This is a genomic window from Archangium sp. (genome assembly GCF_036388035.1).
Taxonomy (GTDB): domain Bacteria; phylum Myxococcota; class Myxococcia; order Myxococcales; family Myxococcaceae; genus Archangium.
This window is the reverse complement of the sequence record NZ_DASVSO010000580.1, coordinates 1-23961: the sequence shown is the minus strand read 5'-3', so window position 1 is coordinate 23961 and position 23961 is coordinate 1. Positions and strand designations below refer to the sequence as shown.

Sequence of the window (23961 nt, the reverse complement as noted above, 5' to 3'; positions counted from 1 at the left end):
CCGGTCAGGCCTCCGGGTCCAACGAGACGCGGCCGAGCGCGAGGTAGGCCACGGTGAAGAGGGCGATGAGCAGGAACAACAGCGATGCCGCCGCGGAGCTGTAGCCCAGCTCTCCGAACTCCGCCATGCGCTGCCGGGCATAGACGGCCATGGACATGACGTCCGCGCTGTTGTTGGTGAGCACGTAGAAGAGGTCGAAGGCCCGCAGGGCATCCAGCATCCGGAAGATGACCGCCACCAGCAGCGGGCCTCGGATGATGGGCAGCGTCAGGCTGAAGAAGGTACGCACCGGCCCCGCCCCGTCCAGGCGCGCGGCCTCGTACACCTCCTGCGGCACCAGCTGCAGCGCCGCCAGCAGCAGCAGCGTCATGAAGGGCGTCGTCTTCCACACGTCCACGAGGATGACGGCCAGCAGCGACAGGCCCGGCTCGGCCGTCCACGCCAGGGGCTCGCTGATGAGATGGACGCTCAGCAACATCTCGTTGATGACGCCGTACACGTCGTGGAGCATCCAGGCCCACAGCTTCGCCGAGACGATGGTGGGAATGGCCCAGGGGACGAGCACCGCCGCCCGCAGCACGCCTCGGCCCTGGAACTGGGCGTTGAGCGCCAGGGCGATGATCATCCCCAGCACCGTCTCCAGGGCCACGGAGATGAGCGCGTAGCGGAAGGTATTGCCCACCGCCCGCCACCAGTCCGGGTCATCCACCAGCGCCCGGAAGTTCTCCAGGCCGATGAACCCGGCCGTGGGCTGGTCGATGGAGGCGTCCGTGAAGGCGAACCAGAAGGTGCGCAGCAGCGGCCAGCCGGCCGTGGCCCCCATCACCGCCAACGCGGGGAGGAGGAAGAGCCACGCCGACCGGGTCCGCTGCCGGGACAGGACGCTGGTGCCTACCACTTGCCGTTCCTGGAGAGGCCGTTGAGCTTGCCCTCCAGCGCCTTGAGGTTCTTCTCCGCGGAGCCTCGGCCCGAGAGCGTGGAGTGCACGGCGTTGCGGAACTCCGAGCTCAGCTTGCTGTACTTGCCGCGCGTCACCTTCGAGGGCCGCGCCACCGCCTGGGTGAAGGTGTTCTGGAGGGTGGCGAAGAAGGGATTGGCCTTGAGCACCTCGGCGTCCTGGTAGAGGCCGGGACGCGTGGGGTTGAAGGACGCGACGAGGGCCCGCCGCTTCTGCTCCTCGGCGCCCGTCAGGTACTTGGCCAGCCCGATGGCGGCCTCCTGGTTCTTCGAGTACTTGGACACCGAGAGCTGCCAGCCGCCGAGCGTCCCCGTGTGCTTGCCCTCCGGCCCGCCCTTGGGCAGCGCCGTCACCCCGACCTTGTCCTTCACCGGGCTGTCCTTGGCGTTGGCCAGCGCCCAGGCGTAGGGCCAGTTGCGCATGAACACCGCCTGGCCGGACTGGAAGACGCCTCGGGACTCCTCCTCGCTGTAGTTCAGCACGCCCTTGGGCGCCACCGTGCCCACCAGGGACGCCATGAAGGTGAGCGCCTCGATGGCCTTGGGGTTGTTGATGGTGACCTTGCCCGCCTCATCCACGATGGTGCCGCCACCGAAGGAGTCAATCCACTCCAGCGCGTTGCACGTCAGCGACTCGGCCGCCTTCGCCTGGAACACGACGCCCACCAGCCTGGTGTTGCCGGCCTTGTGCTCGCCCTCCGTCACCGTCTTGGCCACCGTGGCCAGCTCCTGCCAGGTGGTGGGGACCTGCTGCTTGTACTTCTCCAGGAGATCCTTGCGGTAGTACAGGAGGCCCGCGTCGGTGAACCAGGGCAGGGCCACCAGCTTGCCCTCCACGGTGTTGTTCTGCACCAGGGGCTTGAAGAACTGCCCCAGCTCCGCATCCGGCACCTGGGGCTTCAGGTCGACGAGGTGCTGGGCGAGGAGCCCCGTCCAGATGACGTCGATGCGGACCACGTCGAGGTCCTCCGAGCCCGCCGACAGGAGCTGCTGGAAGAAGGTGAGCTGCTCATTGGCGTCCGCCGGCACGCTGACCATGCGGATGGTGTGGCCATTCTGCTTCGCCCAGGCCTCCGCGCCCTGCTTGCAGACCTCGTACTCCTGCCCCACGCTGCCACAGGCGATGGAGATGGTCGCCGCGGAGGCGACGCCCGACATCGTCAGGGCCACCGTGGCGGCGACCCCCAAGATTGCCTTGTGCATGTGCTCCCTCCCGTACCGATAGGGCCGCGAGTCTGCTGCCCCGGCGGACACGTCGTTGCATCGTTTGAGACCAAGCCCCTTTTTTCCGGCGTATTTCGTCAAACGTCGGACGGATAGTCCACGGAATCGGTAACAAGCTGTCGCCCGCGGGCCAGCATGACCGCATGACCTTCGAGTCCAGACATCCCCTTCACTGTCCCACGCTTGCGCATTTCCGTGGCCCCACGGTGTCGAGGGCGCTGCTGGCCTTGAGCCTGATGTGTCTCACCGCGACGCCTCAACATGCTCGGGCCGAGGTGCCCATCAGCGACCGGCTCAGCTTCGAGATGTACGGCCGCATGGGCACCGCGTACGCGCTGGATGGACGTGTCATCCAGGGCACGCGGTTGAACCTGCGCGGCGGCCCCATCGGTGGACGCTTCGAGGAAGGCGACTACCTCGAGCCGACCCTCAAGTTCTACATCCTCAAGCCCGGAACCGAGGAGTCGACCGGGGTGCGGCTGGTGCTCACGCCGGCGATGTTCGCGCGCACCTCCTTCCTCGGCTTCTTCACCAGCAACACCTTCCCCAACCTGGGCATCGAGATCTTCCAGGCGTACGCGGAGGCCACCAACGTCCTCATCCCGGGGCTGTCCTTCTGGGGCGGGCAGCGCTTCTACCGCGGTGAGGACGTGCACATCGCGGACTACTACTACTTCAACCAGCTCAACGGTCAGGGCGGTGGCGTCCGGTACAAGGAGCTCGACTTCGCGCTGCTGCTGCAGACGGGACCGAGGAACTCCCCGCCCTTCTACGGCTACGACGAGACGGGCGATGAGACCCCCGACGCCCAGCGCCAGCGGCTGGTCTTCGTCAGCCAGTACGTGCACCGCTTCCCCGTGGAGGAGAAGCGCGCGCACCGGCTGCACCTGCTGGCCGAGGCCCATGTGCTCCCCTCCGCGAAGACCCGCGATGGCGCCGAGGTGCTCCCGGCGGACCTGGGCTGGGTGCTGGGCGTCAAGGGAACACTGGAGCTCGGCAAGGGCACCTTCAACACCCTCGCGGTGCGCTACGGCTGGGGCATCGCCAATGGCACCATCGGCGGCTCGTCGACCTGGGCCACCTTCGGCCTTCCGGACGAGGACGGGCGCTTCCGCGGTGCCTACGCGCTCGAGGTGGTGGATCACTTCGTGTACAACGTCAGCCCGCTCTTGAGCATCAACGGGTACGGCATCCTGCAGCTGGCCCATGGCGCCAGCGACGCCGCCACGGACAAGGGCTTCGACTACGCCGTGGGAGCGCGCACGTTCCTGTACCTGCTCGATCAGTTCCACCTCATCAACGAGGTGACGTACCAGACGCGCAGGGACGGAGATGGGCCCACCGGCAGCGTCGTGAAGCTGTCGATCGTGCCCACCCTCGTTCCCTCGGGCGAGCGCAGCGTCTGGACCCGGCCCCACTTCCGCCTCTTCTATACCCTCGGCATCTACAACCGGGCCGCGCGCGACGCCCTGATGTCGCCCTACCTGCAGGCGTTCGGCCCCGACCGCATCGCCCACTACGTCGGTGCCCGCGTGGAGTGGTGGTTCTAGGCTCCGGCCGACATGAGCCCGCTCCCCCCGGCAGCCACACGCCCTCGCCCGATCCTCCTCGCGCTGGCGTACCTGGCCTTCATCAGCCTCGGACTGCCGGACGCCGTGCTCGGCGTCGCCTGGCCGTCCATCCGCGAGACGTTTGGCCTGCCCCAGGCCGCGCTGGGGGCCGTGCTGTCCTCGGCCGCCGTGGCGTACTTCTTCTCGGGCCTGCTCGCGGGGCGGTTCATCGGAGCCGCGGGCATTGGCACCCTCCTGGCCGCGAGCACCGGGCTCGTCACCCTCGGGGTCGTCGGCTACGCGTCCACGCCGGCCTTCGCCCTCATGCTGGCCGCGGCGTGCCTGCTCGGGTTCGGGTCGGGCGCGGTCGACGCCGGACTCAACACCTACGCCGCCCAGAACTTCGGGGCCCGCCACATGACGTGGCTGCACGCCGCCTACAGCACCGGGGCCACGCTCGGGCCGGTGCTCATGACGGCCACCCTCACGAGCGGAGGCGGGTGGCGGGCGGGCTACGCCGTCATCGGCGGGGTGCTCGGACTGCTCGCGGTGACCTTCACCGGCATGCGCCGGCAGTGGGACGGTGGACCGGCGCCGAGTGCTCGCACGGGCGGGGAGGCCCCCGTGCCGGCGGCCTCCGTCTGGGCCACCCTCCGCCGCCCCCGTGTCTGGCTTCAGAGCGCCATCTTCTTCTTCTACTGCGGCGTGGAAGTGACAGCGGGACAGTGGAGCTACACCGTGCTCACCGAGGCGCGCGGCCTCGGCACCGTGGTGGCCGGGACGTGGGTCAGCCTGTACTGGGCGAGTCTCCTGGCCGGGCGCGTCCTGCTCGGCCTCATCGTCGAGCGGGTGGGGACCGTCCGGCTGCTGCGGCTCAGCACCCTGGCGGCCGTCGCGGGCGCGCTCCTGTTCGCGCTTCCGCAGGTGCCGCCCGCCCTCGGGCTCTCCGTGCTCGGCTTCGCGCTCGCCCCCATCTTCCCGGGCATGATGGCCGAGACGCCCCGTCGGATTGGCGCGGAGGCCGCCGCGCACGCGGTCGGCTTCCAGGTGAGCGCCGCGACGCTGGGGGTCGCGCTCGTGCCGAGTGTCGCGGGCCTCATGGGCGAGTGGCTCGGCCTCGCGGCCATCGCCCCCCTGCTCGTCCTCGTCGCGGTACTGCTGGCCGTGCACCACGAGGTGCTCGTCGCCACGACGTCATGAATCCGCGGGCACTCCTCACGCGCCAGAAGCGCGGGAGGCCACGCGCCCGCTCACGGGCTGGTAGGCCTCGACGAGCCCGGACAGGTCCTCGATGAGGAGCGCGCGGGCGATCTTCCCTTCATGAAAGTCGAGCACGAAGGCGAACTCGCTGTGACAGACCTTGCCCGTCTTGCGCACGACGAACCGCTCCTCGCCGAGGACGATGACCTGGCTGCCATTGCCGACGAAGTCCCAGGTGGTGACCTCCAGCACCTCGAGCACCTCGTTGAGCTCGTCGAAGTAATCGACGATGGCCCGCTTGCCGCGAAACTCGCCGCTGAGGGGCACGCCCGGGGGCAGGGAGAGCTTGTAGACGGCATCGTCCGCGAGCTGGTCGAGGAGGGACTGGGGACTCCCCGTCCGCTCCATCTCCTCGTAGATCTGCCTCATCCGCTCCACGTTCTTCTTCTCTTCGGACACGTCTGTTTCCTCGGGCCGCGCGGGTGTCTCGGCGAGAGTCACTCTGCGCCAGGGGCCCGAGCCGGGTCCAAGCCACGCGGGCCCGCGTGTTCGCCCGCGCACATCCCGCTGGGAGCCGGCGCCGCCTCTGGGTGCGAGACCGGCCACACCGCTCGTGTACAGTCCGCGTATGACGCACGTTGCCATCATGGGATATGGCCGCTTCGGCCGCGCGCTCGGCGAGCTGCTGACGGCCGCGGGCATCGGGTACAAGGCGCTGGACCCGGTGGCGGACATCCCCGGGCCCCTCCGCGCGGGCTCCATCCCGGAGCTGCTCGCCGCAGCCGAGCTGGTGGTGGTGGCCGTCCCGGTGCCGCGGATGCACGCCGTGCTCGAGCTGTTGAGCCCCCACCTGACGCCGGAGCACCTGGTGCTCGACGTGGGCAGCGTCAAGGTGAAGCCCGTGCAGGCGCTGAGCGAGGTGCTCGGCACGCGCGTGCCCTGGGCCGGCACGCATCCGCTCTTCGGCCCGCTCAGCCTCGCCATGGCCGAGCGCCCCCTGCGCGTTGTCGTCTGCCCCAACCCGCTCCACCCGGACGCGGCCCTCCGAGCGCGGCGCTTCTACGAGCGGCTGGGCTGCGAGGTCATCGAGCAGACGCCCGAGGGCCATGACCGGGTGATGGCGCACACGCATGCGCTCACCTTCTATGTGGCCAAGGGGATGGTGGACGCCGGCTCGGGCGTGGACGTGCCCTTCGCTCCCGCCAGCTTCAAGGCGCTGTCGCGCACCATCGAGATCGTCCGCTCGGACGCCGGACACCTCTTCACCGCCATCCAGCGCGAGAACCCGTTCGCGACGGAGGCGCGGCGACACCTGCTGAACGCGCTCGGCGCCATCCATCAGGAGCTGGAGAACCTGCCGCCCGAGGCCGGCACGCCGGAGCCGGAGAGCATGGCCCTCCCCGCGCTGGAGTCGGGCCTGCCGGAGCTCAAGGAGACCCGCGAGCTCATCGACCAGGTGGACCACGAGCTGGTGGAGCTGCTGGCCCGGCGGGCCGAGCTGGCGCGGCGGGCCATCCGAGCCAAGGCACAGGCGGGCCAGCCGGTGCCCGACCCGGCCCGGGAGGAGGCGGTGATCGCCACGCGTCGCGCCTGGGCCTCGGAGCGGGGGCTGGACCCGGACGCCGTGGAGTCCATCTTCCGCGCCATCCTCCGCTTCTCCCGGCGCGCCCAGCACTCGGGGTGACCCGAGCCCCGGCGAGGGACTAACCTCCGGGTCCATGTCCCTCCCGCGTGTCCTCCTCACCGGACTCCTCCTCGCGACCCTGGCCCTGCCGGGTTGCAAGCGCAGCACCTCGGAAGAAGAAAAGGCCCAGGTGCCCGAGGGGCCCAAGGGGGACCCCGCCCTCTTCGCTCGCGCCGGCCTCACCGCCCCCGCCACGGCACCGGGCGCGGCGGACACGGGCGTGGTGGACCTCCCGGAGCTGCGCGACGCGGTGGCCGACCCCCAGGCCATCTCCGAGCCCGAGCTCGCTCGGCTCGTCCAGGAGCAGAACCCGCGGCGCCCCACGTCGCGGCCCGGTGCGCGGGGACCTGGCGGTTGGGAGCTCAGGACTTTCGGATCGAACGAGGAGGACGAGTCGCTGGGCTCGGAGGAAATGGAGGAACGGGTGGCGGAGACAGCCGCCGCGGCTCCGGCGGAGACGCCGCCTCCCCCTCCGCAAGAGCTGCCCGCCATGGACGCTCCCGCCCCGGAACCCGAGGAGCCCCCGCGCGTGCTGGAGCAGAAGCGGCGGGAGATCATCCAGATCATCAAGGGCAACACGTCGGAGCGCGCGTCCGGTGGGGCCCGTCAGCGCGTGAGCAGGGCCGCCAGGGAAGAGGCGGCCGCCGTCGAGTCCAAGCCCGAGGAGAAGTCCCCGGCGAAGCCCGACGCCGCGCCCCGGCCGGTGCTGCCGAAGGTGGAGGCCGCGCCTCGCATGGCCAAGGTGCTGGTGCGGGACGAGCAAGGCCGCTACCAGCCGCTGACGGCCCGCGCGGTGCGGGTGGTGACGTACATCCAGGGCGCCCGCGCACGCACGGTGGTGGACTACCTCTTCGAGAACGACACCTCGCGCTCGCTCGAGGGCACCTTCTACTACCCGCTGCCGGGTGGAGCGACGGTGGCGGGCTTCGCGCTGTACTCGGGCGCGGTGGCGGTGGACTCGCCCTCGCTCTTCCAGTCGTCGGAGCTGCTGCCGCCGCTGGGGGACTCGGGCAAGTCGGAGGAGCTGGTGGCGGCGGCTCCGCCGAGCCCGCCGGGAGCGAAGCGCTCGTGGGGCGTGCCCCAGGAGGCCCGGGTCGTCGAGCAGAAGCGCGCCCGCGAGGTGTACGAGGCCGTGGTGCGCCAGAACGTGGACCCGGCGCTGCTGGAGTGGGCCGGTGCCTCCACCTTCAGCGCGCGCGTCTTCCCCCTGCCCCCCAAGTCCCTCAAGCGCGTGGTCGTCGCCTATGAGCAGACGCTCCTCTTCGATGGCCAGCGCCTGCGCTACACGTGGCCGCTGCCACAGGCGACGGGCAAGGGGCTGAAGGTGTCGGCGCGCGTCCACGTGGACCCGAGGCACGCGGGAGAGGTGACGGTGGGCCCGGAGGCGGGCAAGCCGAGCACGCTCGGGGCCTGGCAGGCGTGGGACTGGCAGAAGCTCCAGGGCGACGGGGCGCTGGAGGTGGCGCTCACCCCGCGCCGCGCCGAGGCGGACGTGCTGGTGGGCGCGGACCCGGCGGGCCTGCCCGGACATGCCTTCTACACCCGGGTGCGGCTGCCGGAGCGGCTCACCGCGGGCACCGAGGGCGCGCCCACCGGACGCGCGGTGCTGGTGGTGGACACCTCGCTGTCGGCCGAGGAGGGCAACGCGTGGGCCCTGCAGGCGTCGCTGCTGCGGGCGCTGCTGGAGAAGGACGAGAGCCTCTCCGAGTACGCGGTGCTCCTCTTCGACGTGCGCCCGCGCTGGCTGCACGGCGCGGGCTTCCGGCGCAACACGCCCGAGGCCCGCCAGGAGACGTTCGCCGAGCTGGAGCGCGTCTTCCTCGAGGGCGCCTCCAACGTGGACGGCCTGCTGGCCGAGCTGGACCGGGCCAGCCGCGACTGGCTGAAGCCCGCGGAGAAGGGCGGACCCGTGACGGCCTTCCTCCTCTCGGATGGCAACGTCACCTGGGGGCAGAGCAACGTGGACGCGCTCATCTCGCACCACGCCTCCGCCGAGACGCTGCGCTGGGTGAGCTACCGCTTCGGCGAGGCGGCGGTGAACGCGGACCTCTTCGACGCGCTGGCCCGGGCGAGCGGTGGCCGGGTGGTGAACGTGCTGTCCGGCGCCGAGGTGCCTTCGGCGGCGCGCGCGCACCGGGCGGCCTCGGTGGTGCTGGCCCGGGTGGGCGTGAAGGGCGCGAAGGTGAAGGACCTGGTGGTGGCGGGCCGGCCCCGGCTCGTCTTCCCCGGGCAGGAGCTTCAGGTGGCCGGGCGGCTGGTGGGCGACGGCACGGCGGAGCTGGAGGTGGTGACCCAGGCCTCGGGACAGGAGCGCACGCTGACGGTGCCACTGGCTCGCGAGGAGGACAGCGCCTTCGCCCCGCGCGCGTGGGCGGAGTTGTTCGTGTCCCGGCTGGTGGCGCTGGAGGACGTGAAGCTGGACCGGATGGTGGTGGCCCTCAGCCAGCACTACCGGCTGACCAACGCACGGGCCTCCATGTTGGTGCTGGAGTCGGAGGGGGACTACACGCGCTACGCGGTGCGCGACGAGCAGTTGGATCTCACCGACCTGGACGCCCTGCAGCGGCAGCAGGCGGACCAGCGCCGCGACGAGCTGCTGGGGCTCTCGCTGGAGGGCGTGCCGGGCTCGGGCCAGGAGGTGCTCCGGGTGCTGAAGCCGAAGCAGGCGGAGCTGGGCTCGCGGATGAAGGCGCAGCCACTGCGCGACGAGCCCTACACGGGCGGCGACGAGCGGGTGCAGGCGGAGCTGGCCTACCGGCAGGCGCGGCGCACCCAGAAGGACGACGTGATGATCTACGAGACGGTGGCGCGCAAGCGGGCCTTCTCGGGAGACACGTGGGGCGCGGTGCGCGCCCTGTCTTCCCCCGTGGAGCTGCGCCCGAAGGACGCCGAGGCCCTGCGGCTGGTGGGCTATGGGCTGCTGGCGCTCGGCCAGTTCCCCGCGGCCACCGAGCTCTTCGAGCACGTGCGCCTCAACCGTCCCTTCGAGGCCCAGGCCTACCTGGAGGAGGCGCTGGCGCTCGACGCGGCGGGACGTCCGGCGGAGGCGGCGCGCGACTGGGAGATCGTCCTGGCGCGCAACTGGAACCGGCATGACCACCAGACGAAGAAGGTCGCGGCGTACCACTACGCGCGGATGCTGGCGGCACTGGCGAAGCACCCGAGGCTGGTGGGCGAGACGGCGGTGCTGGAGGCGCGGCGGCGCGAGCTGACACGCCTCGTGGAGATGGGCCCCATCGACTACCAGCTCACCACGCACTGGAACTCGGATGGGACGGACATCGACCTGTGGGTGGTGGAGCCCAATGGCGAGAAGTGCTTCTACCAGCACCAGCGGACGTCGCTGGGCGGGCAGCTCCACTGGGACATCACGGACGGCCTGGGGCCGGAGCTGTACCACGCGCGCAAGGCGATGCCCGGCACGTACTTCGTGGTGGTGCACTACTTCGGCAACAACTCGGCGCGGTACGTGGTGCCCACGGCGCTGCTGCTGGTGACGGACCGGAACGTCTTCGACAAGGGAGACGAGTACCGCCGCCGCTTCCAGGTGCGCATCCTGCCCAACAAGGACGCCAAGCTGCTGCTGCGCCGCGAGGAGGTGGTGACGGGGCCTCCGCCGGTGGCGAAGGCGGGGGACTGAGCCACCCCGCGGGGGGCCCGCGGCTTCAGCGCTCGGCGCCGAGGATGATGCGCAGCTCCGCGAGCATCTCCTCCTCGGCGTCCTGGAGCTTGCCGTCGCACGAGATGAGGGCACGGGCCGCCTCGAAGACCTCGTCCGAGCGGCCGCGCAGCAGGGCCAGGTCCGGAGCGGGCGGCGGCCCCTGGGTGTCCAGGGTCTCCTTGAGGGCGGCGACCTCCGACTCCGGCACATCCCAGCTTCGCGCCGCGCCGAGGATGGTCCCCACCTCCTGCACGTCGAGCTGACCGTCGCTCCAGGCGAGCTGGAGCATCAGCTTGAGCACCTCGATGTTGAACGCGTCCTCGGGGGTGAGCCTGGCCATGGTGGTCCTCCCGGGCGGAAGCCTCGCCGTTCCCGCCGCGCGCGTCCATGGGGTTGACCGTCCTCCGGCGCACACTCTGGAGGCGGCCCCGTGCCCCGCTCCTGCACACCCGCCAACACCCCAAACCGGGGCGCGCGCATGTGCGACAGCGCGATTCCGTGTCCCAACGCACACCCCGACGGGGAGCCGCACAGCCGGAAGCAACAGATATGTCTGCACTGCAGATCGGCCAGTCCGGCAAAAGCCTGACATCGCCCCGCCAGCGCCATGCAAGTCATTGATTGCCCATCTCTACGCGGGAACGGCTCTCACCGAGATTTGCGGGGCTCACGGGGATTCGCGCCAGGGGGAGCGGACTTTTCCAGCCACGCGGAGTCGCTCGAAACCCTGACAAGGAATGACTTCTCAAGCCTTGACGAAAACATGGCGCGGGCGTTCTCCTTTCGTGAAAGTGATTACCCTCGTCGTGGAAGCATTCCGCCCACGCCGACACGCCAGCATGCCGCTGTCGCCACAGGGGGAGAATCATGCGTGGAGACATGGAGACATCGGCCGGAACGAGCCTCGCCGTCGGGAGCTACTCGGGTTATTCGCTGCACACCCAGTCTCCCGAGGACAGCATCAACCTCATCCTGTCCCAGCCCGGCATCAGCAGCAGCCGGGTGACGCGGCTGAGCCCCACCGCGGTGTGGGCCATCCCGGATCCAGGCACCGAGCTGCCGTCGCGCGAGCGGCCCCTCCAGCTCCTCCTGGAGGGCCATGGCTCCACCATCGGCCCGCTGCGCGGTGAGCTGCTGTGGAGCGATCCGCGGCGGCTCGACGCGCCCCTGGGCATCCAGCTGGTGGGCGTGACGCGGGAGCAGGGCCAGCGCATCCTCGGCCTGCTGGACATGGCGGCCCGTCAGGGCTGCGCCCAGCCCGCGGTCTCGCCCCTGCCCATCGAGGAGTCCCTCGTCGAGCCCGAGCGCATCCGCTCCATCCTCAAGTCCGTGTGCGTGATGCAGCACAAGGGCACGCTGCGGCAGCTGGGCCGCTCGCTGCGCGTGTCCCTGGAGTACTTCGACGTCGAGCACTCGCTGCTGCACTGGCGCCGCGAGGAGCCGGGCGTGGAGTGGGGCACGGCGCCCTATGACATCGAAGTGGTGGGCTACAACTCGGCCTACCGCATGCGCGTGCCGGCGCTCGAGCTCAAGGGCGACCGGATGGTGACGCCCATTCCCCGGCGGCTGTGGCAGGTGCGCCACCGCTGGCACCGCCGCGTGCAGGCGCCCGCCGGCCTCCGCGCCCGCTTCCACCACCCGCTGTGGAGCGAGCTGGGCACGCTGGAGCGCGAGGTGTTGGACCTCTCCTTCTCCGGCATGTGCCTGCGCGGCACTCCCGAGGATCTCCTCTTCCCGGGCCTCCTGCTCCAGCGCGTCGAGGTGCGGGACGCGCGGGACGGCGAGCCCATCCTCCTGCGGGGCGAGGTCCGCTACGTCTCGGACAAGGACGGGCCGCGCGCCTATGGCCTCCAGCTCAGCCCCTGCACGCCGATGGACGAGGCCCGCTGGGTGGCGCTCGTCTCCCAGGCACTCAGCCCCACCACGCGCGGCGGCGAGCAGCTGCTCGAGCCGCTGTGGGAGCTGCTCGTCGACTCGGGCTACTTCAACCTGGCTGGCAAGACGACGGAGCACTTCGAGGAGCTGCGCACCAGCTTCCTGGACCTGGGCCAGCGCGCCGCGCGCCTGCCCCGGCTCTTCTGCCAGTCGGTGTGGCCCTCGGAGCGGGGCGTGGAGGCCACGCTCTCCTCGGTGCGCCCCTACCGCCATGGCTGGCTGGTGCACCAGCTCGCCAAGCGCCCCGGCAAGCCCGAGGCCCCGCAGGTGCCCGGACAGATTCTGCGCGACATCCACGTGCGCACGCTGGAGCACGCGCAGGCGGATCCCGACTTCCGCTGGCTCGTCGCCTATGTCGAGTCGACCGTGCCCCTCATGGAGCGGGTCCACCTCGGCTACGCGCGCGCCCATGCCGGCGGCGGCGAGGCCCTGAGCATGCCGGTGCGCCTGATGGACGTCCGCTGCGATGAGGAGAGCGGCCTGCCCGCGGACGGGCTCGACATCGGCCCCGCCCGCGTCGAGGAGAAGTCGCTGCTCGCCGGGCAGATCTTCCTCACCCGCCCCACCTGCTACGTGGACGCCCTCGACTTCTCGCGGGACCGGTTGGAGCTGCGCGAGGTGACGGAGACGTGGCGCGCGGCCGGGTTGGAGCGTGAGCGTCACATCCTGGTGGCCCGCCGCGACGGCGTGCCCCAGGCCGCCATCGTCCTCGAGCTGGGGCCCCCGGGCGTGAACCTCTTCCGCCTGCTGGACGCGGCGCGCCTCTTCCCGCTCGCCCCCGAGGGCCGGCAGGCCTACGTCGCGCTGCTGGACGCGGCCCGCCGCTGGTACGCCCAGCACGGCCGCACCGCCTTCGTCTTCGTGCGCGAGGACGAGGACGACAGCTATGCCGCCGCGGCCCGCCTGCATGACGAGCCCGGCGCGAAGCCCTGTCTCTGGCTGCTGTCCGCCCGGATGCTGCCCGAGTTCCTGGAGTACGTCAGTGAGGCCACGGTGGGCCGTCTGACGCCCGCGAGCCGTACCGCCTGAAGCAGTGCAGTGCCCGAAGGAGTCGTCGAACATGAGCCTGGTCAAAGAGCTGTATGAGCCCTATGTGCTGCCGGCGCGCGCCCGCATCTCGACGGACCCTGTCATGCGCATGCTGGTGGATCCCGCCATCCAGCCGGCCGTCCTGGAGCGCTTCTTCCTCCAGCTCAACTCGCTCGGCGTCTACATGACCGAGCCGGTGGAGGGGTGGATCCGCCGGGCGGGCCAGAAGTGCCTCTCGCAGGGCCTGGACTCGCTCGGACACGCCCTCATCGCGCACGCGAAGCACGAGGCCGGCCACCACCTGATGATGGTGGACGACGTGCGGCACCTGGTGCGGCGGTGGAACGCGCGGCGCAGGCCCACGCTCCAGACGGAGCGGCTGCTGGCCCAGCACCCCACGGATGCGATGCGGGCCTACCGCCAGCTCCACGAGGACACCCTCTCCAGCGACCTGCCCATGGGGCAGATCGCCATCGAGTTCGAGATCGAGAACCTGTCGCTGGTGCTCGGGCCCCACCTGCTGTCCAACGTGGTGCGGGTGCTCGGCCGAGAGACGCTGGAGGGGCTCAGCTTCCTCAAGGAGCACATCCAGCTCGACGTGGGCCACACCGCGCTCAACTCCCGGATGATGGAGGAGCTGCTGCAGCTCATGCCGGAGAACGCGCGGACGCTCGCGGAGCTCGGCTCGCACGCGCTCGACATCTACCTGCGCTTCCTCGGGGACTGCCTGCACTCGGCCGAGGCCTCCATGTGGACCCCGGCCGAGGACGCGGTGGCCTAGTCGCCGAAGATGGCCTGGGGATTCTCCAGGCCGCGCGCCTTGGCCAGCGGCAGGAGGATGTCCTCGGGAGGCGCGTCGGCGGTGAGCAGCAGCGCGCGCACCGCCGTCTCCACCACGTCCTCGGCGCTGGGACGCACCATGCCCCGCCGCGCGTCCTCCACCCGGCGCTGGCGGTAGATGTCGAAGCGCTCCTTCACGCGCGCGGCGATGGACGTCATCGCCTTGTCACCCGCCTCCACCCGCAGCTCCGCCTCGCTGCGCAGCTGCACCGGGTCCGCCAGCACGCCCACCTTGTCGTAGGCCCTGTTGGACGCGTCCTCGTGGTGGGCCGCGTAGTCCTCGGTGCGCGGCGAGGGCACCGCCCCCTTGGCCAGGTCCACCAGCCGCTCCGTGACGCTCGCGGTGATGGCCAGCCGGTGCAGCTCCACGTCGTAGGGGTACTCGCTGTAGACGGGCTCCTCCACGGTGAGCGGCTCGCGGTAGAAGCCGTCCCGGCCGCGCTGTACCTCGCGCCGCTGCAGCTCCGCGCTCTCCTGCGCCGACTCCAACCGGCGCTCCAGCTCCTGCGCCGCCGAGGTCCGCTGCGCCAGCGCGCCCTCCTCCTGCTCACACTGCGAGTTGCAGCGGGCGGGGTTGCACTCGGGCGGCACCTGCCCGGGCTTGCCCTGGCCCACGGCCCGGCCGCACTCGGCCAGCGCGGTGACGCACGCCTTGCGCTCGCGCTCGCGGCAGCGGTTGGCCACCTCGCGCGCCTGGACGAGCTCGTCCTGCTTGCGCAGGTAGTCGCGCAGCACCCCGCCCAGCTTGCGCTCCACCTCCTCCAGCTTGCGCTCCTGCTCCAGCAGCGCCGTCTCGAGCTGGGAGCGGCGCGGGTTGGGCACGGCCTTGTTCGTCACCAGGTACTTCTGCGTGCGCTGGCTCTGCTCCACCGACTTCACCGGCATCACCCGCTCCAGCGCCAGGCCCAGGCGCACACCCTCGTGGTCCTTCGGGGCCTCGGTGGTGATGACGCGGATGGGCACCTCCTGCGGCAGCAGCGCCGACAGCCGTCCCGGAGACAGCCGCTGCACCACGTCCGGCGCCTCCGCCTTGTCCTCCGCGGGCGCGGCCACCACCAGGAAGGCCACCTCGTCCTGGAGCTTGCGGCGCACCGCCTCGGCACGCTCGCGGGCGGGCGTGGCCCCCACCTTCTCCTGGTCCGCGCGCACGTAGGCCAGCAGCGCGTTGCCCAGCTTGCCCTCCTCCTCCAGCCGCTGCGCCGTGGTGAACCACCGGCGCGCCCACGCCACCTTCACCGCGTCCACGCCCTTGCGCGCCGCCGCGTGCTCGGGATCCACCGCCAGCACCGCGTCCAACTCGGCCCGGGCGTCCTGCAGCCGCTCCTCCGTCAGCGCCTTCTGGGCGACGGCCACCCGCGCGTCCAGCGTCTGGGTGAGGAGCGCGCGCGCCGGCTCGCTCTCGCTGTCCAGCTGGAGCGCGCGCACCAGCAGCGGCGTGGCACCGGCCAGGTCTCCCTGCTCATGCACCGCCCGCGCCTGCTGCAGCACCTCACCGCTCCACTGCTTGCGCATGGCGCGCAGCTTCAGCAGCACCTCCGAGTCCCTCGGGTCCACGGCGAGGGCCCGCTGGTAGGCGGCCTCGGCCTGGGCCCACTGGTGCTGGGTGGTGAACTGGTCTCCCTCCTTCACCGCGCGGGCGAAGGCCGTGCAGCCGGCGGCCGCGAGCAGGGCGAAGAGGGCCAGGGCGATCAGCCCCAGCCGATGGGACAGGGACGAAGAGGAGCGGGAAGGCATCGGTCGCACGGGGGCATCTTCCGGGAAAGCCTCGCCCGGTTGAAGAATTGATTCATCGCCCGCCTGGAGGCCGGGCAGGCCTCTGGAAGACGGCGTATCGGGAATGCTCGGGTGGTGGGCTGCCAGCCGTACGAGGCCTTCGTTCAGGCGGCTCGGCTCGCGGGTGCCACAGTCCAACGCCGAGGACTCCGGCTCGGGAATGACGCGACGCACCAGCGGGTATTGAAGAGTCCCAAACGGGGGGCCTATTTAAAGAGGGAGTTCAGAGACATGGCCTGTGCGCAACCCAAGCCCAATCCCACCGAGCTCCGCCTGCCCATGTGGGCGGACCACCATCGTGTCGAGGACTACCGCAACGTCCACTGCCGCTTCTACGCGAGGTGTATCGACGCGGCCGTCCGTGAGGACTGGGAGGGCTTCAGCTGCCAGAAGTGCCCCTTGTTCCACAATGACGCCGCGCCCCGCGCGGAGCAGTACGCCTACGACCAGCCGGCGGATAACGGTCGGCCGTAGTCGAGCGGTCTCCGGGTGATCCACCCGGATTGTGTGCCAGCACACGGGCTCCGCCGAGCCGCCCGTGTACTGGCACACGCGGGGCCCGCCCGTCCGTGCGCTGGCCCACGCCTCCCCCCACGCAAGCCCTGGTCATTCCGGAATCCCGACAGCACCTTGCCGCGTCCTCTGGTGCGGGCCACCCGCGGGAGATGCGATGCTCCGACAGCTCCTGCTGTCCGATTCCGACCTCCGAGCTGACGCCATGCGGGTCACACCCGGCGCGTTCGTCCTGCTGGCCGAGGAGTTTCCCACCATCACCGTCCAGCCGCTCGCCCAGGGCGGCAACGCCCACGTGGTGCCGCTGGACGCCCAGGCTTGGCGCGCCCCCGGGTTCGATCCGTTCGACTGGGACGAGCGCGTCTTCGGTGCCGCCCGGGAGTGCCGGGGCAACTGTCTGGCCCTGCACCTCACCGGCTCTCCCCGCGAGGCGCTCGGCGCCACCGCCTTCGAGATCCTCACCCGCTACCAGGGCCTCGTCGGCCGCCGCAACGCCGCCTCCGAGGGGCCACGCTTCGACGCCCTCCTCGCGCGGCACATGGCCCTGCATGACTTGAGCAAGCCGCTCGTCGTGGCGGACTACCGGCACGCGCTGGACGTGTGGCAGTGGGTGCTGCGACTCGCGCCCAAGGCGGACCTCGCCCTCCAGTGCGCGGCCCTCTTCCACGACGTGGAGCGCCTGCTGTCCGACCGCGGCGTGGACGTGGCCTGCGAGCTGCTCGCGGACGTGGGCGTGGACGAGGCCACCCGTGAGCGCGTGCGCTGGCTCCTCGGCCGCCATGAGCACCCCGAGTCGGACGTGGGCCTCACGCTCCTCGGCGACGCGGACGCCCTCTCCTTCTTCTCGCTCAACGCCTCCGGCTTCTCGCGCTCCTTCCCGCTCGAGCACACCCGCCGCGAGGTGAACGACAGGCTCAAGCGCTTGAGCGCCGCCCAGCGGTGGCGGCTCGCGCGGGTCCGGCTGGCGCCCCGGGTGCGCCGGCTCCTCGAGGAGGCACTCGGGGCCGTCACCCTGCCCTCCACGCAGCAGGAGTCCGCACACGGATGACTCGACGGTACGCGTAGGACGCCCGGGAGCTACCGGGTGGAAGGGCCCCGCCCCCCTTCGGGAGCGGGGAAGGGTTTGGGGATGGGAGGCGACGGTGGAGACAGCACCCGAGAGGAGGCCCGCGCATGAGGCCTCCTGACGAGTCACCCTGGTTGCGCAAGCACCCGGCCGAGGACGGACGCACGGTCGCCGACGTCCTCGCGCCCCTGTTGCCACCCCAGGCCCTGCGCGGGCCCGCCCTCTTCCTGGCCGGGCACCCGGATGACGCGGTGCTGGGGGCCTCGTGGCTGCTGCGTCGCAGCCCCGGCTGCCATGTCGTCCACGTCACCGACGGTGCGCCGAGGGACATGTCTCCACACTTCCCGGGCGTCCCGCCCACGCGCGAGGCCTACGCACGCCTGCGCGAGGAGGAGTCCTTCGCGGCGATGAAGCTCGCGGGCGTGTCCCTGGACAACCTCCTCTCGCTGGGCGCGGTGGACCTGGAGGCCACGCAGGACCTCGCCACCCTCACCCACTGTCTGGTGGCCCTGCTGAAGGCGCTGCGCCCAACGCTCCTCGTCGTCCACCCGTACGAGGGCGGCCACCCGGACCACGATGCCTCCGCCTTCATCTCGCACGCCGCCGTGGCGCTGATGGCCCGGACGGGACGCACGCCCCCGGCGCTGCTGGAGATGGAGTCCCACCACCACGAGCAAGCACACCGCCTCGAGGGATTCCTCCCCGCGCCGGACAGCCGGCCGGTGGCCACGGTGTCCTTCCCGCAGGCGGAGCGCACCCTCAAGCAGCGGATGCTCGAGTGCTATGCCTCGCGGGCCCGGGAGCTGGAGTCCTTCCCGCTGGGACAGGAGCGCTACCGGGCCGCGCCCCGCTACGACTTCACCCGTCCTCCACGCGAGGGGACGCTCCCGTACGAGTCCCTCGGCGGGATGATGACGGGCGCCCGCTGGCGCGAGCTGGCGCGGGGAGCCCTGCAGACGCTGAAGCTGCCAGAGACGCCCTGGCACTGACCGCCCACCAAGGAGAGGCACGCGCATGATGCTCGGCAATCTGGACGGCTCCCGGCTCCCCTCGGAGCGTGCTTCCGCGCCGCTCCAGGAGGAGGTGGTGGTCTCACTCCAGGGCTGCGAGGCGCTCCAGGGCGAGTGGCGCTGGCTGTGGACGCGCTGCCCCGGGGCCCCGCCTTCCCTTCGGCCCGAGGGGCTGCTCCCGTGGTACCAGCGGCACGTCCCGCCGGATCCGCTCTGGGTGCTGACCCTGCGCAGCGAGGGGCGGCTCGTGGGCCTCGCGCCGCTGGCCATCCGAAATGAGAATGGGGCCCGGGTGGTGCGGCTGCTCGGGGAGGGCCCCGCGGACGTGCTGATGGACCCGGAGCTGGCCCCGCGGGGGGCGAGCCACCTGTTCGACTGGCTCGCGCGCCACCGCGACCGCTGGGACACCTGCGTCTTCGAGCCACTCCCAGAGGACGCGCTCCTCCTGCGCACGCCCGCGCCCCCAGGCTGGGGCGAGCGCCTCGAGTCGCTTGGGACGAGCCACCGGCGCAGCCTGTGGCTCGCTCCCGTGGAGACGATGTAACGCCGACGGCGGAATGGGGGGACACGTGCAGGAACACCGGGTGAAGAGCTGGCTGGAGCTGCAGGACGCGCTCTTCACGGGCTCGTGGAACGAGGAGCTCCACCGCTTCCGCCCCACGCTCGCCTTCCGGGGCATGCCCGACTCCAACCATGACCTGGCCACCAGCCTCAACCGGCGCGGGGGCGACTTCTCCCGGCAGGAGAACGTCATGCTGCGCGCCTTCCGCAAGTACGCGCGCGGCACCACCACCGCCTGCGTGTCCCTCTGGGACTGGCTCTCCCTCGCCCAGCACCACGGGCTGCCCACGCGCCTGCTGGACTGGACCTTCAGCCCCTACGTGGCGCTGCACTTCCTCACCGAGGACCCGGCCCTGTACGGCATGGACGGCGTCGTGTGGTGCGTGGACTACCGGGAGACGAACCGTCTGCTCCCCCGGCCCCTCAAGGAGCAGCTCGGCGCCGAGGGGGCCGACGTCTTCAGCGCGGAGATGCTGGCGGGGGTGGCCGAGACCCTTCCCACCTTCGATCGGCTCACCCGCCACCCCTTCGTGCTCTTCTTCGAGCCGCCCTCGCTCGACGAGCGCATCGTCAACCAGTTCGCCCTCTTCTCGGTGATGAACGACCCGTCGGCGCGGCTGGATGCGTTCCTCGAGAAGCAGAAGCGGGGCGTGCGCCGGCTCATCGTCCCCGCGCACCTCAAGCAGGAGGTGCGGGACAAGCTCGACCAGGCCAACATCACCGAGCGCGTGCTCTTCCCCGGCCTGGACGGGCTCACCCGCTGGCTGCGGCGCTACTACAACCCGAGGCCTCCCGGCGCGCCGCCGGGCTAATACCCGTAGGCGTCACGCTCCACGTCGGTGGGCAGGCGCTGCTCCGCGGTCGCGCGCCCCTCCAGGGCCACGCGCTTGTCTCCCACCCGGCTGATGCCACCGAAGATGATGGTGAGCGCGATGACGAAGAAGAAGAGGCAGATGCCGACGAGAATGGCCATGAAGTGACCTCCTTTGCGCACAAGCTAGGGTCGCCGGCGGAGCCGCACCTCCACCGCTCGCCCTCCTGCCTGCTCTGCGCTCCAGGCACCCGGGCTTGCCGTCTTCGGGGAACCTCCAGACCTTGAGACACAGGTGCAGCAATCCCATCGCGCCGGAGGACGCACGACATGCCCCGCAAGCCGCAGGAAGAGAACCCCACGATGCACGGTGACTCCAAGATGTCCGAGGAGACCCGCAAGGAGGTCTTCGGCAAGTCGGAGAAGGAGACCGCGCCCGAGGATGCCGAGCATCAGCGCGAGTACAGCGGTCCCTCGCAGAACAGCAGCAAGGACAGCGCGGGGAGTGACAAGCACAGCTAGGGGGCGCTCGGTGGAGGCGGGTGCCCCGGGGGCATCCCCTCCTCCTCCGCACAGCTCGGGAGGACTCAGCCCCGCAGCTCGTGCAGCAGCCAGTCGCGCACCCGGGTGAAGACGCGCTGGGCGTCCTCGTTCAGCACGTGCCCCGCGCCCGGAATGAGCTCCAGGTCCTTCTTCCCCCGCGCCCGCTCGTAGATGGTGAGCGAACAGCTCGGCGGTAGCACCGCGTCCGACAGGCCGTGGACGAGCAGCAGCGAGCGCGGCGGCAGCTCCGACACCGCCTCCGTCCCGTAGCTCTGCGGCGCCAGCGCCACCACCGTCGTCACCCAGGGGGACTGCGCTCCGGCGTCGATCATCACCGCCCCGCCAAAGGAGTGCCCCACCAGGGCCACCCGCTCCAGCCCGTGCTCCACCAGGAAGTCCACCCCGGCGAGCACGTCATGCACCGCCTGGGACAGGTCCGTCGGGTTGCGGTACTTCACCCGGAGCGAGGACAGGCCGTGGTGCAGCAGCTCCTCGCCCAGCCGCGGGTACAGCTCGCGGGCCGGCGTGTCGAAGCCGCCGCCCACCCCTCCCACCCACACCACCCCCGCCTTCGCCCCCGAGGCCTCATAGAAGAGCACGTCTACTGGCCCCCGCCTCGTCCTCAGCGTATGCCCCCGCGGCTCCATTCCGGTCCCATCCCGCGGTGTCTCCAACTCAGACATCCCGGTCCGCTCCCACGCTCGTACCGAACAGCCTCTTGCAACCACGATGGGCATGAGCAGAGGGCTGGGAAGACGTGGAGCATCGAGCAGGGTGGCGAAGGGCAGAGCCCCGCCCTGGCCCTCGCCCAGAGGAGCTGTCCACGGCGGGGAGTCCGGACGACGGAGCGCCGCTCACGACTTCGCGGGGGGCGGGTGGCGCGGCAGCTTCAGCCAGAAGCACGTGCCCTCCGCCTCCGTGGAGCGCACCTGCACCGAGCCCCCATGCGCCTTCACGATCTCATGGGTGATGTAGAGCCCCAGCCCCAGCCCCGTGCGCGAGCCCGAGCGCGCCCCCTCCCCTCCCCGCACGAACGGGTCGAAGATGTGCGGCAGCCGCTCGGCCGGGATGGGGGTGCCCATGTTGTGGACCTCCACCCGGACCCCGTCTCCCTCGTCGCGCGCCACCACACGCACCGCGCTGTCCTGCGGCGAGTACTGCACCGCGTTGCCCACCAGGTTGGACGTCGCCTGGGCGATGCGGTCCGCGTCCCAGTCTCCCCAGCCAGTGCCCGACACGCTCAGCTCGAAGCGCCGCTGCGGGTGCGCCACCTCCAGCTCCTCGACGATCTGCCGCAGCACGTCGTGCACGTTCACCCACGAGCGCTGCAGCGAATAGCCTCCGCCCAGCCGCGTGCGCGTGAAGTCCAGGATGTCGGAGATCATCCGCGCCATCCGGTCCGACGAGATGGAGATGCGGTTGATGGCCTTGCGCTGGGGCTCGGACAGGCCCCCGTAGCGCAGCAGCAGCGCCGCGTTGCCGGAGATGGCTTGCAGGGGGTTGCGCAGGTCATGCCCGAGGATGCCCAGGAACTGCTCGCGGAACACCGCCGTCTGCCGCGCGGCCTCCTCGCGCTTGAGGCCCTCCTCGGCCCGCTTGCGCTCGATGGCGTAGCGCAGCGCGCGCACCAGCAGCGGGCCCGTCACCTGGCCCTTCACCAGGTAGTCCTGCGCGCCCGCGTGCACCGCCTTCACCGCGAGCTGCTCGTCGTCGGTGCCGGTGAGCACCACCACCGGCAGCGCCGGGGACGCCTGGAGCAGCCGCTCGATGTTGGACAGCCCGTGCCCGTCCGGCAGCGACAGGTCCAACAGCACCACGTCCAGCCCCGGCTCCTCCACCACCTGCACCGCGTCCGCCAGGCGCGTCACATGCCGCACCTCGAAGCGCACGGACGGCACTTCCTTGAGCTCCTCCTGCAGGAGCCGGGCGTCCCCGGGGTTGTCCTCCACCAACAGCAGCCGCAGCGCTCGTCCTTCGTCCACGCTCATGGCCGCCTCACTCCACCGTCGGCAGCCGCACCACCGACAACCAGAAGTCGTCGATGGAGCGCACCACGGAGATGAACTGCTCCAGGTCCACGGGCTTGGTGATGTAGCAGTTGGCGTGCAGGTCGTACGTCCGCAGGATGTCCTCCTCGGCCTTCGACGTGGTGAGCACCACCACGGGGATGCGGCGCAGGCTCGAGTCGTCCTTGATCTCCGCCAGCACCTCGCGCCCGTCCTTCTTGGGCAGGTTGAGGTCCAACAGGATGAGGTCCGGCCGCGCGGCCTTGGCGTGGGAGCCCTCGCGGCGCAGGAAGGCCAGCGCCTCCACCCCGTCGCGCGCCACGGAGAGGCTGTTGCGCACCTTGCCCTCCTTGAGGGCCTCGATGGTCAGGCGGACATCGCCGGGGTTGTCCTCCACCAGGAGGATTTCAATCGGGCGTCCGCGGATGTCGTCACTCATGAAGTCGAGCCCTGTTGTGAAGAGGTGGGAATCGCGGGAAGGGTGAACCAGAACGTGGTGCCCTGGCCCGGCTGGGAGTCGAGTCCGATGCGGCCGCCATGGCGCTCGACGATCTTCTTGCAGATGGCCAGTCCGATGCCCGTGCCGGGGTACTCCTCCTTGCCGTGCAGCCGCTGGAAGATGACGAAGATGCGCTCGTAGTACTGCGGCTCGATGCCGATGCCGTTGTCCTCCACGGAGAAGCGCCACTCGTTGCCCTGGCGCTCGGCGTCCACCACCACGCGGGGGGCCGTGGGGCCGCGGAACTTCAGCGCGTTGCCCACCAGGTTCTGGAAGAGCTGGGTGAGCTGCGTCTCGTCCGCCATCACCTGCGGCAGCTTGCCGCGGACGACGGTGGCGCCCGTCTCGTCCACCAACGCCTTGAGGTTGGCCAGCGCCCTGTCCAGCGCCAGGCCGGTGTCCAGGGGTTTGAACTCGTGGCCGCGGGTGCCCACGCGCGAGTAGGCCAGCAGGTCCTGGATGAGCCGCTGCATGCGGTTCACCCCGTCCACCGCGTAGGCGATGAACTCGTCCGCGTCCGAGTCCAGCTTGCCCTTGTAGCGCCGCGCCAGCAGCTGCGTGTAGCTGGCCACCATGCGCAGCGGCTCCTGCAGGTCATGCGAGGCCACGTAGGCGAACTGCTGCAGCTCCTCGTTGGAGCGCGCCAGCTCCTGCGCGTGCGACTGGAGCGACAGCTCGGCGCGGCGGCGCGCGAGCCCCTGGGCCACCGCGTCCGCCACCGTGGACAGCGTGGCCAGCGTCTCCTTCTCCAGGGGTTGCTGGCCAAAGACGGCGAGCACCCCGACGAGCTGTCCGCGCACCAGCAGCGGCGTGCCCACGAAGGACACCAGTCCCTGGGTGCGGAACCACTCGGGCGAGCGCACGCTGGGGTGCCGCAGCACGTCCTTGATCATCAGCGGCTGGCGCTCCTGGCCCACGGTCCCGACGAAGCCCTCGCCCAGCGCCACGCGGGTGGGCTGCAACGCGGCGGGCATGGGGAGCCCCGCGTGGCCTTTCAGGATCAGCGCCCGGGCCTCCTGGTTCCACCCCCACACCTCGACCACGGACAGCACCGGCAGGCTGCGCACCATCGCCTCGGCACAGGCCTGCATCAGGCTCG

At 71.0% G+C, this 23961-nt stretch carries 22 protein-coding genes; 12 read left to right on the top strand and 10 right to left on the bottom strand.

All coding sequences use genetic code 11. From position 1 onward, the window contains the following. Positions 1-4: 4 nt before the first annotated feature. Together VF697_RS23625 and VF697_RS23620 are read right to left on the bottom strand one after the other, a co-directional pair. Positions 5-898: a sugar ABC transporter permease gene (locus VF697_RS23625; RefSeq protein ID WP_331098652.1), complete on the bottom strand. Its 894-nt coding sequence runs from the start codon at positions 896-898 to the stop codon at positions 5-7. Continuing rightward, positions 892-2160: an ABC transporter substrate-binding protein gene (locus VF697_RS23620; protein WP_331098650.1), complete on the bottom strand. Its 1269-nt coding sequence runs from the start codon at positions 2158-2160 to the stop codon at positions 892-894. The genes VF697_RS23625 and VF697_RS23620 overlap by 7 nt, the downstream gene beginning before the upstream one ends. Before the next feature lie 257 nt (positions 2161-2417). Here VF697_RS23620 and VF697_RS23615 point away from each other — a divergent pair, with 257 nt between their 5' ends. Together VF697_RS23615 and VF697_RS23610 are read left to right on the top strand one after the other, a co-directional pair. Continuing rightward, positions 2418-3731, top strand: a complete 1314-nt coding sequence (locus VF697_RS23615) for a carbohydrate porin (protein ID WP_331098670.1) — start codon at positions 2418-2420, stop codon at positions 3729-3731. 12 nt (positions 3732-3743) lie between these two features. Beyond that, a complete protein-coding gene (locus VF697_RS23610; RefSeq protein ID WP_331098648.1) occupies positions 3744-4931 on the top strand; it encodes an MFS transporter in 1188 nt (395 codons plus the stop codon). Between the two features lie 15 nt (positions 4932-4946). On the opposite strand, the gene VF697_RS23605 is transcribed toward VF697_RS23610, so the two are convergent. Then, the gene (locus VF697_RS23605; protein WP_331098646.1) at positions 4947-5390 is read right to left on the bottom strand and encodes a nuclear transport factor 2 family protein; all 444 of its coding nucleotides are present in this window, start codon (positions 5388-5390) and stop codon (positions 4947-4949) included. A 169-nt stretch (positions 5391-5559) separates the two neighbouring features. Between VF697_RS23605 and VF697_RS23600 the strand changes: the two genes are divergently transcribed. Continuing rightward, a complete protein-coding gene (locus VF697_RS23600; RefSeq protein WP_331098644.1) occupies positions 5560-6615 on the top strand; it encodes a prephenate dehydrogenase/arogenate dehydrogenase family protein in 1056 nt (351 codons plus the stop codon). A 34-nt stretch (positions 6616-6649) separates the two neighbouring features. After that, the gene (locus tag VF697_RS23595) at positions 6650-10255 is read left to right on the top strand and encodes a hypothetical protein (RefSeq protein ID WP_331098642.1); all 3606 of its coding nucleotides are present in this window, start codon (positions 6650-6652) and stop codon (positions 10253-10255) included. Positions 10256-10280: 25 nt separating this feature from the next. Here the strand turns inward: VF697_RS23595 and VF697_RS23590 are convergent, their stop codons facing one another. Beyond that, entirely contained in the window at positions 10281-10616 is a 336-nt protein-coding gene (locus VF697_RS23590; protein ID WP_331098640.1) for a TerB family tellurite resistance protein, read from the bottom strand. 539 nt (positions 10617-11155) lie between these two features. Here VF697_RS23590 and VF697_RS23585 point away from each other — a divergent pair. Both VF697_RS23585 and VF697_RS23580 read left to right on the top strand, forming a co-directional pair. Further along, positions 11156-13240, top strand: a complete 2085-nt coding sequence (locus VF697_RS23585; RefSeq protein ID WP_331098638.1) for a PilZ domain-containing protein — start codon at positions 11156-11158, stop codon at positions 13238-13240. Between the two features lie 31 nt (positions 13241-13271). Then, positions 13272-14021: a hypothetical protein gene (locus tag VF697_RS23580; protein WP_331098635.1), complete on the top strand. Its 750-nt coding sequence runs from the start codon at positions 13272-13274 to the stop codon at positions 14019-14021. On the opposite strand, the gene traC is transcribed toward VF697_RS23580, so the two are convergent. Continuing rightward, positions 14018-15814 carry an outer membrane exchange accessory lipoprotein TraC gene (gene traC / locus VF697_RS23575; protein ID WP_331098633.1) on the bottom strand — a complete coding sequence of 599 codons (1797 nt, stop codon included), beginning with the start codon at positions 15812-15814 and terminating at the stop codon, positions 14018-14020. The genes VF697_RS23580 and traC overlap by 4 nt on opposite strands. A 270-nt stretch (positions 15815-16084) precedes the next feature. Between traC and VF697_RS23570 the strand changes: the two genes are divergently transcribed. The 5 genes from VF697_RS23570 (at position 16085) to VF697_RS23550 (ending at position 19815) form a co-directional block, all read left to right on the top strand. Continuing rightward, the gene (locus VF697_RS23570; RefSeq protein WP_331098631.1) at positions 16085-16327 is read left to right on the top strand and encodes a hypothetical protein; all 243 of its coding nucleotides are present in this window, start codon (positions 16085-16087) and stop codon (positions 16325-16327) included. 196 nt (positions 16328-16523) lie between these two features. Further along, positions 16524-17414, top strand: coding sequence for a DUF4202 domain-containing protein (locus VF697_RS23565; RefSeq protein ID WP_331098629.1), 891 nt, complete (start codon positions 16524-16526; stop codon positions 17412-17414). Between the two features lie 125 nt (positions 17415-17539). Next, positions 17540-18421 carry a PIG-L family deacetylase gene (locus VF697_RS23560; protein WP_331098628.1) on the top strand — a complete coding sequence of 294 codons (882 nt, stop codon included), beginning with the start codon at positions 17540-17542 and terminating at the stop codon, positions 18419-18421. A 25-nt stretch (positions 18422-18446) separates the two neighbouring features. Beyond that, positions 18447-18986: a hypothetical protein gene (locus VF697_RS23555; RefSeq protein ID WP_331098626.1), complete on the top strand. Its 540-nt coding sequence runs from the start codon at positions 18447-18449 to the stop codon at positions 18984-18986. Between the two features lie 25 nt (positions 18987-19011). Continuing rightward, positions 19012-19815 carry an FRG domain-containing protein gene (locus VF697_RS23550; protein ID WP_331098624.1) on the top strand — a complete coding sequence of 268 codons (804 nt, stop codon included), beginning with the start codon at positions 19012-19014 and terminating at the stop codon, positions 19813-19815. Here the strand turns inward: VF697_RS23550 and VF697_RS23545 are convergent. Then, the gene (locus tag VF697_RS23545; RefSeq protein ID WP_331098623.1) at positions 19812-19976 is read right to left on the bottom strand and encodes a hypothetical protein; all 165 of its coding nucleotides are present in this window, start codon (positions 19974-19976) and stop codon (positions 19812-19814) included. The genes VF697_RS23550 and VF697_RS23545 overlap by 4 nt on opposite strands. A 168-nt stretch (positions 19977-20144) precedes the next feature. Between VF697_RS23545 and VF697_RS23540 the strand changes: the two genes are divergently transcribed. Further along, positions 20145-20336, top strand: a complete 192-nt coding sequence (locus VF697_RS23540) for a hypothetical protein (RefSeq protein WP_331098621.1) — start codon at positions 20145-20147, stop codon at positions 20334-20336. A gap of 65 nt (positions 20337-20401) precedes the next feature. Here VF697_RS23540 and VF697_RS23535 read toward each other — a convergent pair whose 3' ends face one another. From VF697_RS23535 to VF697_RS23520, 4 genes are all read right to left on the bottom strand, one after another. Further along, a complete protein-coding gene (locus VF697_RS23535) occupies positions 20402-20956 on the bottom strand; it encodes a hypothetical protein (RefSeq protein WP_331098619.1) in 555 nt (184 codons plus the stop codon). A 255-nt stretch (positions 20957-21211) separates the two neighbouring features. Continuing rightward, positions 21212-22345 (bottom strand): hybrid sensor histidine kinase/response regulator, encoded by a 1134-nt coding sequence (locus VF697_RS23530; RefSeq protein ID WP_331098617.1) that lies wholly within the window; start codon positions 22343-22345, stop codon positions 21212-21214. Positions 22346-22352: 7 nt separating this feature from the next. Continuing rightward, positions 22353-22802, bottom strand: coding sequence for a response regulator (locus VF697_RS23525; protein WP_331098615.1), 450 nt, complete (start codon positions 22800-22802; stop codon positions 22353-22355). Beyond that, a partial coding sequence (locus VF697_RS23520) for a sensor histidine kinase (RefSeq protein WP_331098612.1) occupies positions 22799-23961 on the bottom strand: 1163 nt, incomplete at its 5' end. The genes VF697_RS23525 and VF697_RS23520, both read right to left, overlap by 4 nt.

Coding starts and splice junctions, on each gene's coding strand:
- VF697_RS23600 (WP_331098644.1), top strand. CDS start 5,560: ATGACGCACGTTGCCATCATGGGATATGGCCGCTTCGGCCGCGCGCTC.
- VF697_RS23580 (WP_331098635.1), top strand. CDS start 13,272: ATGAGCCTGGTCAAAGAGCTGTATGAGCCCTATGTGCTGCCGGCGCGC.
- VF697_RS23530 (WP_331098617.1), bottom strand. CDS start 22,345: ATGAGCGTGGACGAAGGACGAGCGCTGCGGCTGCTGTTGGTGGAGGAC.
- VF697_RS23595 (WP_331098642.1), top strand. CDS start 6,650: ATGTCCCTCCCGCGTGTCCTCCTCACCGGACTCCTCCTCGCGACCCTG.
- VF697_RS23570 (WP_331098631.1), top strand. CDS start 16,085: ATGGCCTGTGCGCAACCCAAGCCCAATCCCACCGAGCTCCGCCTGCCC.
- VF697_RS23590 (WP_331098640.1), bottom strand. CDS start 10,616: ATGGCCAGGCTCACCCCCGAGGACGCGTTCAACATCGAGGTGCTCAAG.
- VF697_RS23615 (WP_331098670.1), top strand. CDS start 2,418: ATGTGTCTCACCGCGACGCCTCAACATGCTCGGGCCGAGGTGCCCATC.
- VF697_RS23540 (WP_331098621.1), top strand. CDS start 20,145: ATGCCCCGCAAGCCGCAGGAAGAGAACCCCACGATGCACGGTGACTCC.
- traC (WP_331098633.1), bottom strand. CDS start 15,814: ATGCCTTCCCGCTCCTCTTCGTCCCTGTCCCATCGGCTGGGGCTGATC.
- VF697_RS23565 (WP_331098629.1), top strand. CDS start 16,524: ATGCTCCGACAGCTCCTGCTGTCCGATTCCGACCTCCGAGCTGACGCC.
- VF697_RS23560 (WP_331098628.1), top strand. CDS start 17,540: ATGAGGCCTCCTGACGAGTCACCCTGGTTGCGCAAGCACCCGGCCGAG.
- VF697_RS23610 (WP_331098648.1), top strand. CDS start 3,744: ATGAGCCCGCTCCCCCCGGCAGCCACACGCCCTCGCCCGATCCTCCTC.
- VF697_RS23585 (WP_331098638.1), top strand. CDS start 11,156: ATGGAGACATCGGCCGGAACGAGCCTCGCCGTCGGGAGCTACTCGGGT.
- VF697_RS23555 (WP_331098626.1), top strand. CDS start 18,447: ATGATGCTCGGCAATCTGGACGGCTCCCGGCTCCCCTCGGAGCGTGCT.
- VF697_RS23545 (WP_331098623.1), bottom strand. CDS start 19,976: ATGGCCATTCTCGTCGGCATCTGCCTCTTCTTCTTCGTCATCGCGCTC.
- VF697_RS23620 (WP_331098650.1), bottom strand. CDS start 2,160: ATGCACAAGGCAATCTTGGGGGTCGCCGCCACGGTGGCCCTGACGATG.
- VF697_RS23525 (WP_331098615.1), bottom strand. CDS start 22,802: ATGAGTGACGACATCCGCGGACGCCCGATTGAAATCCTCCTGGTGGAG.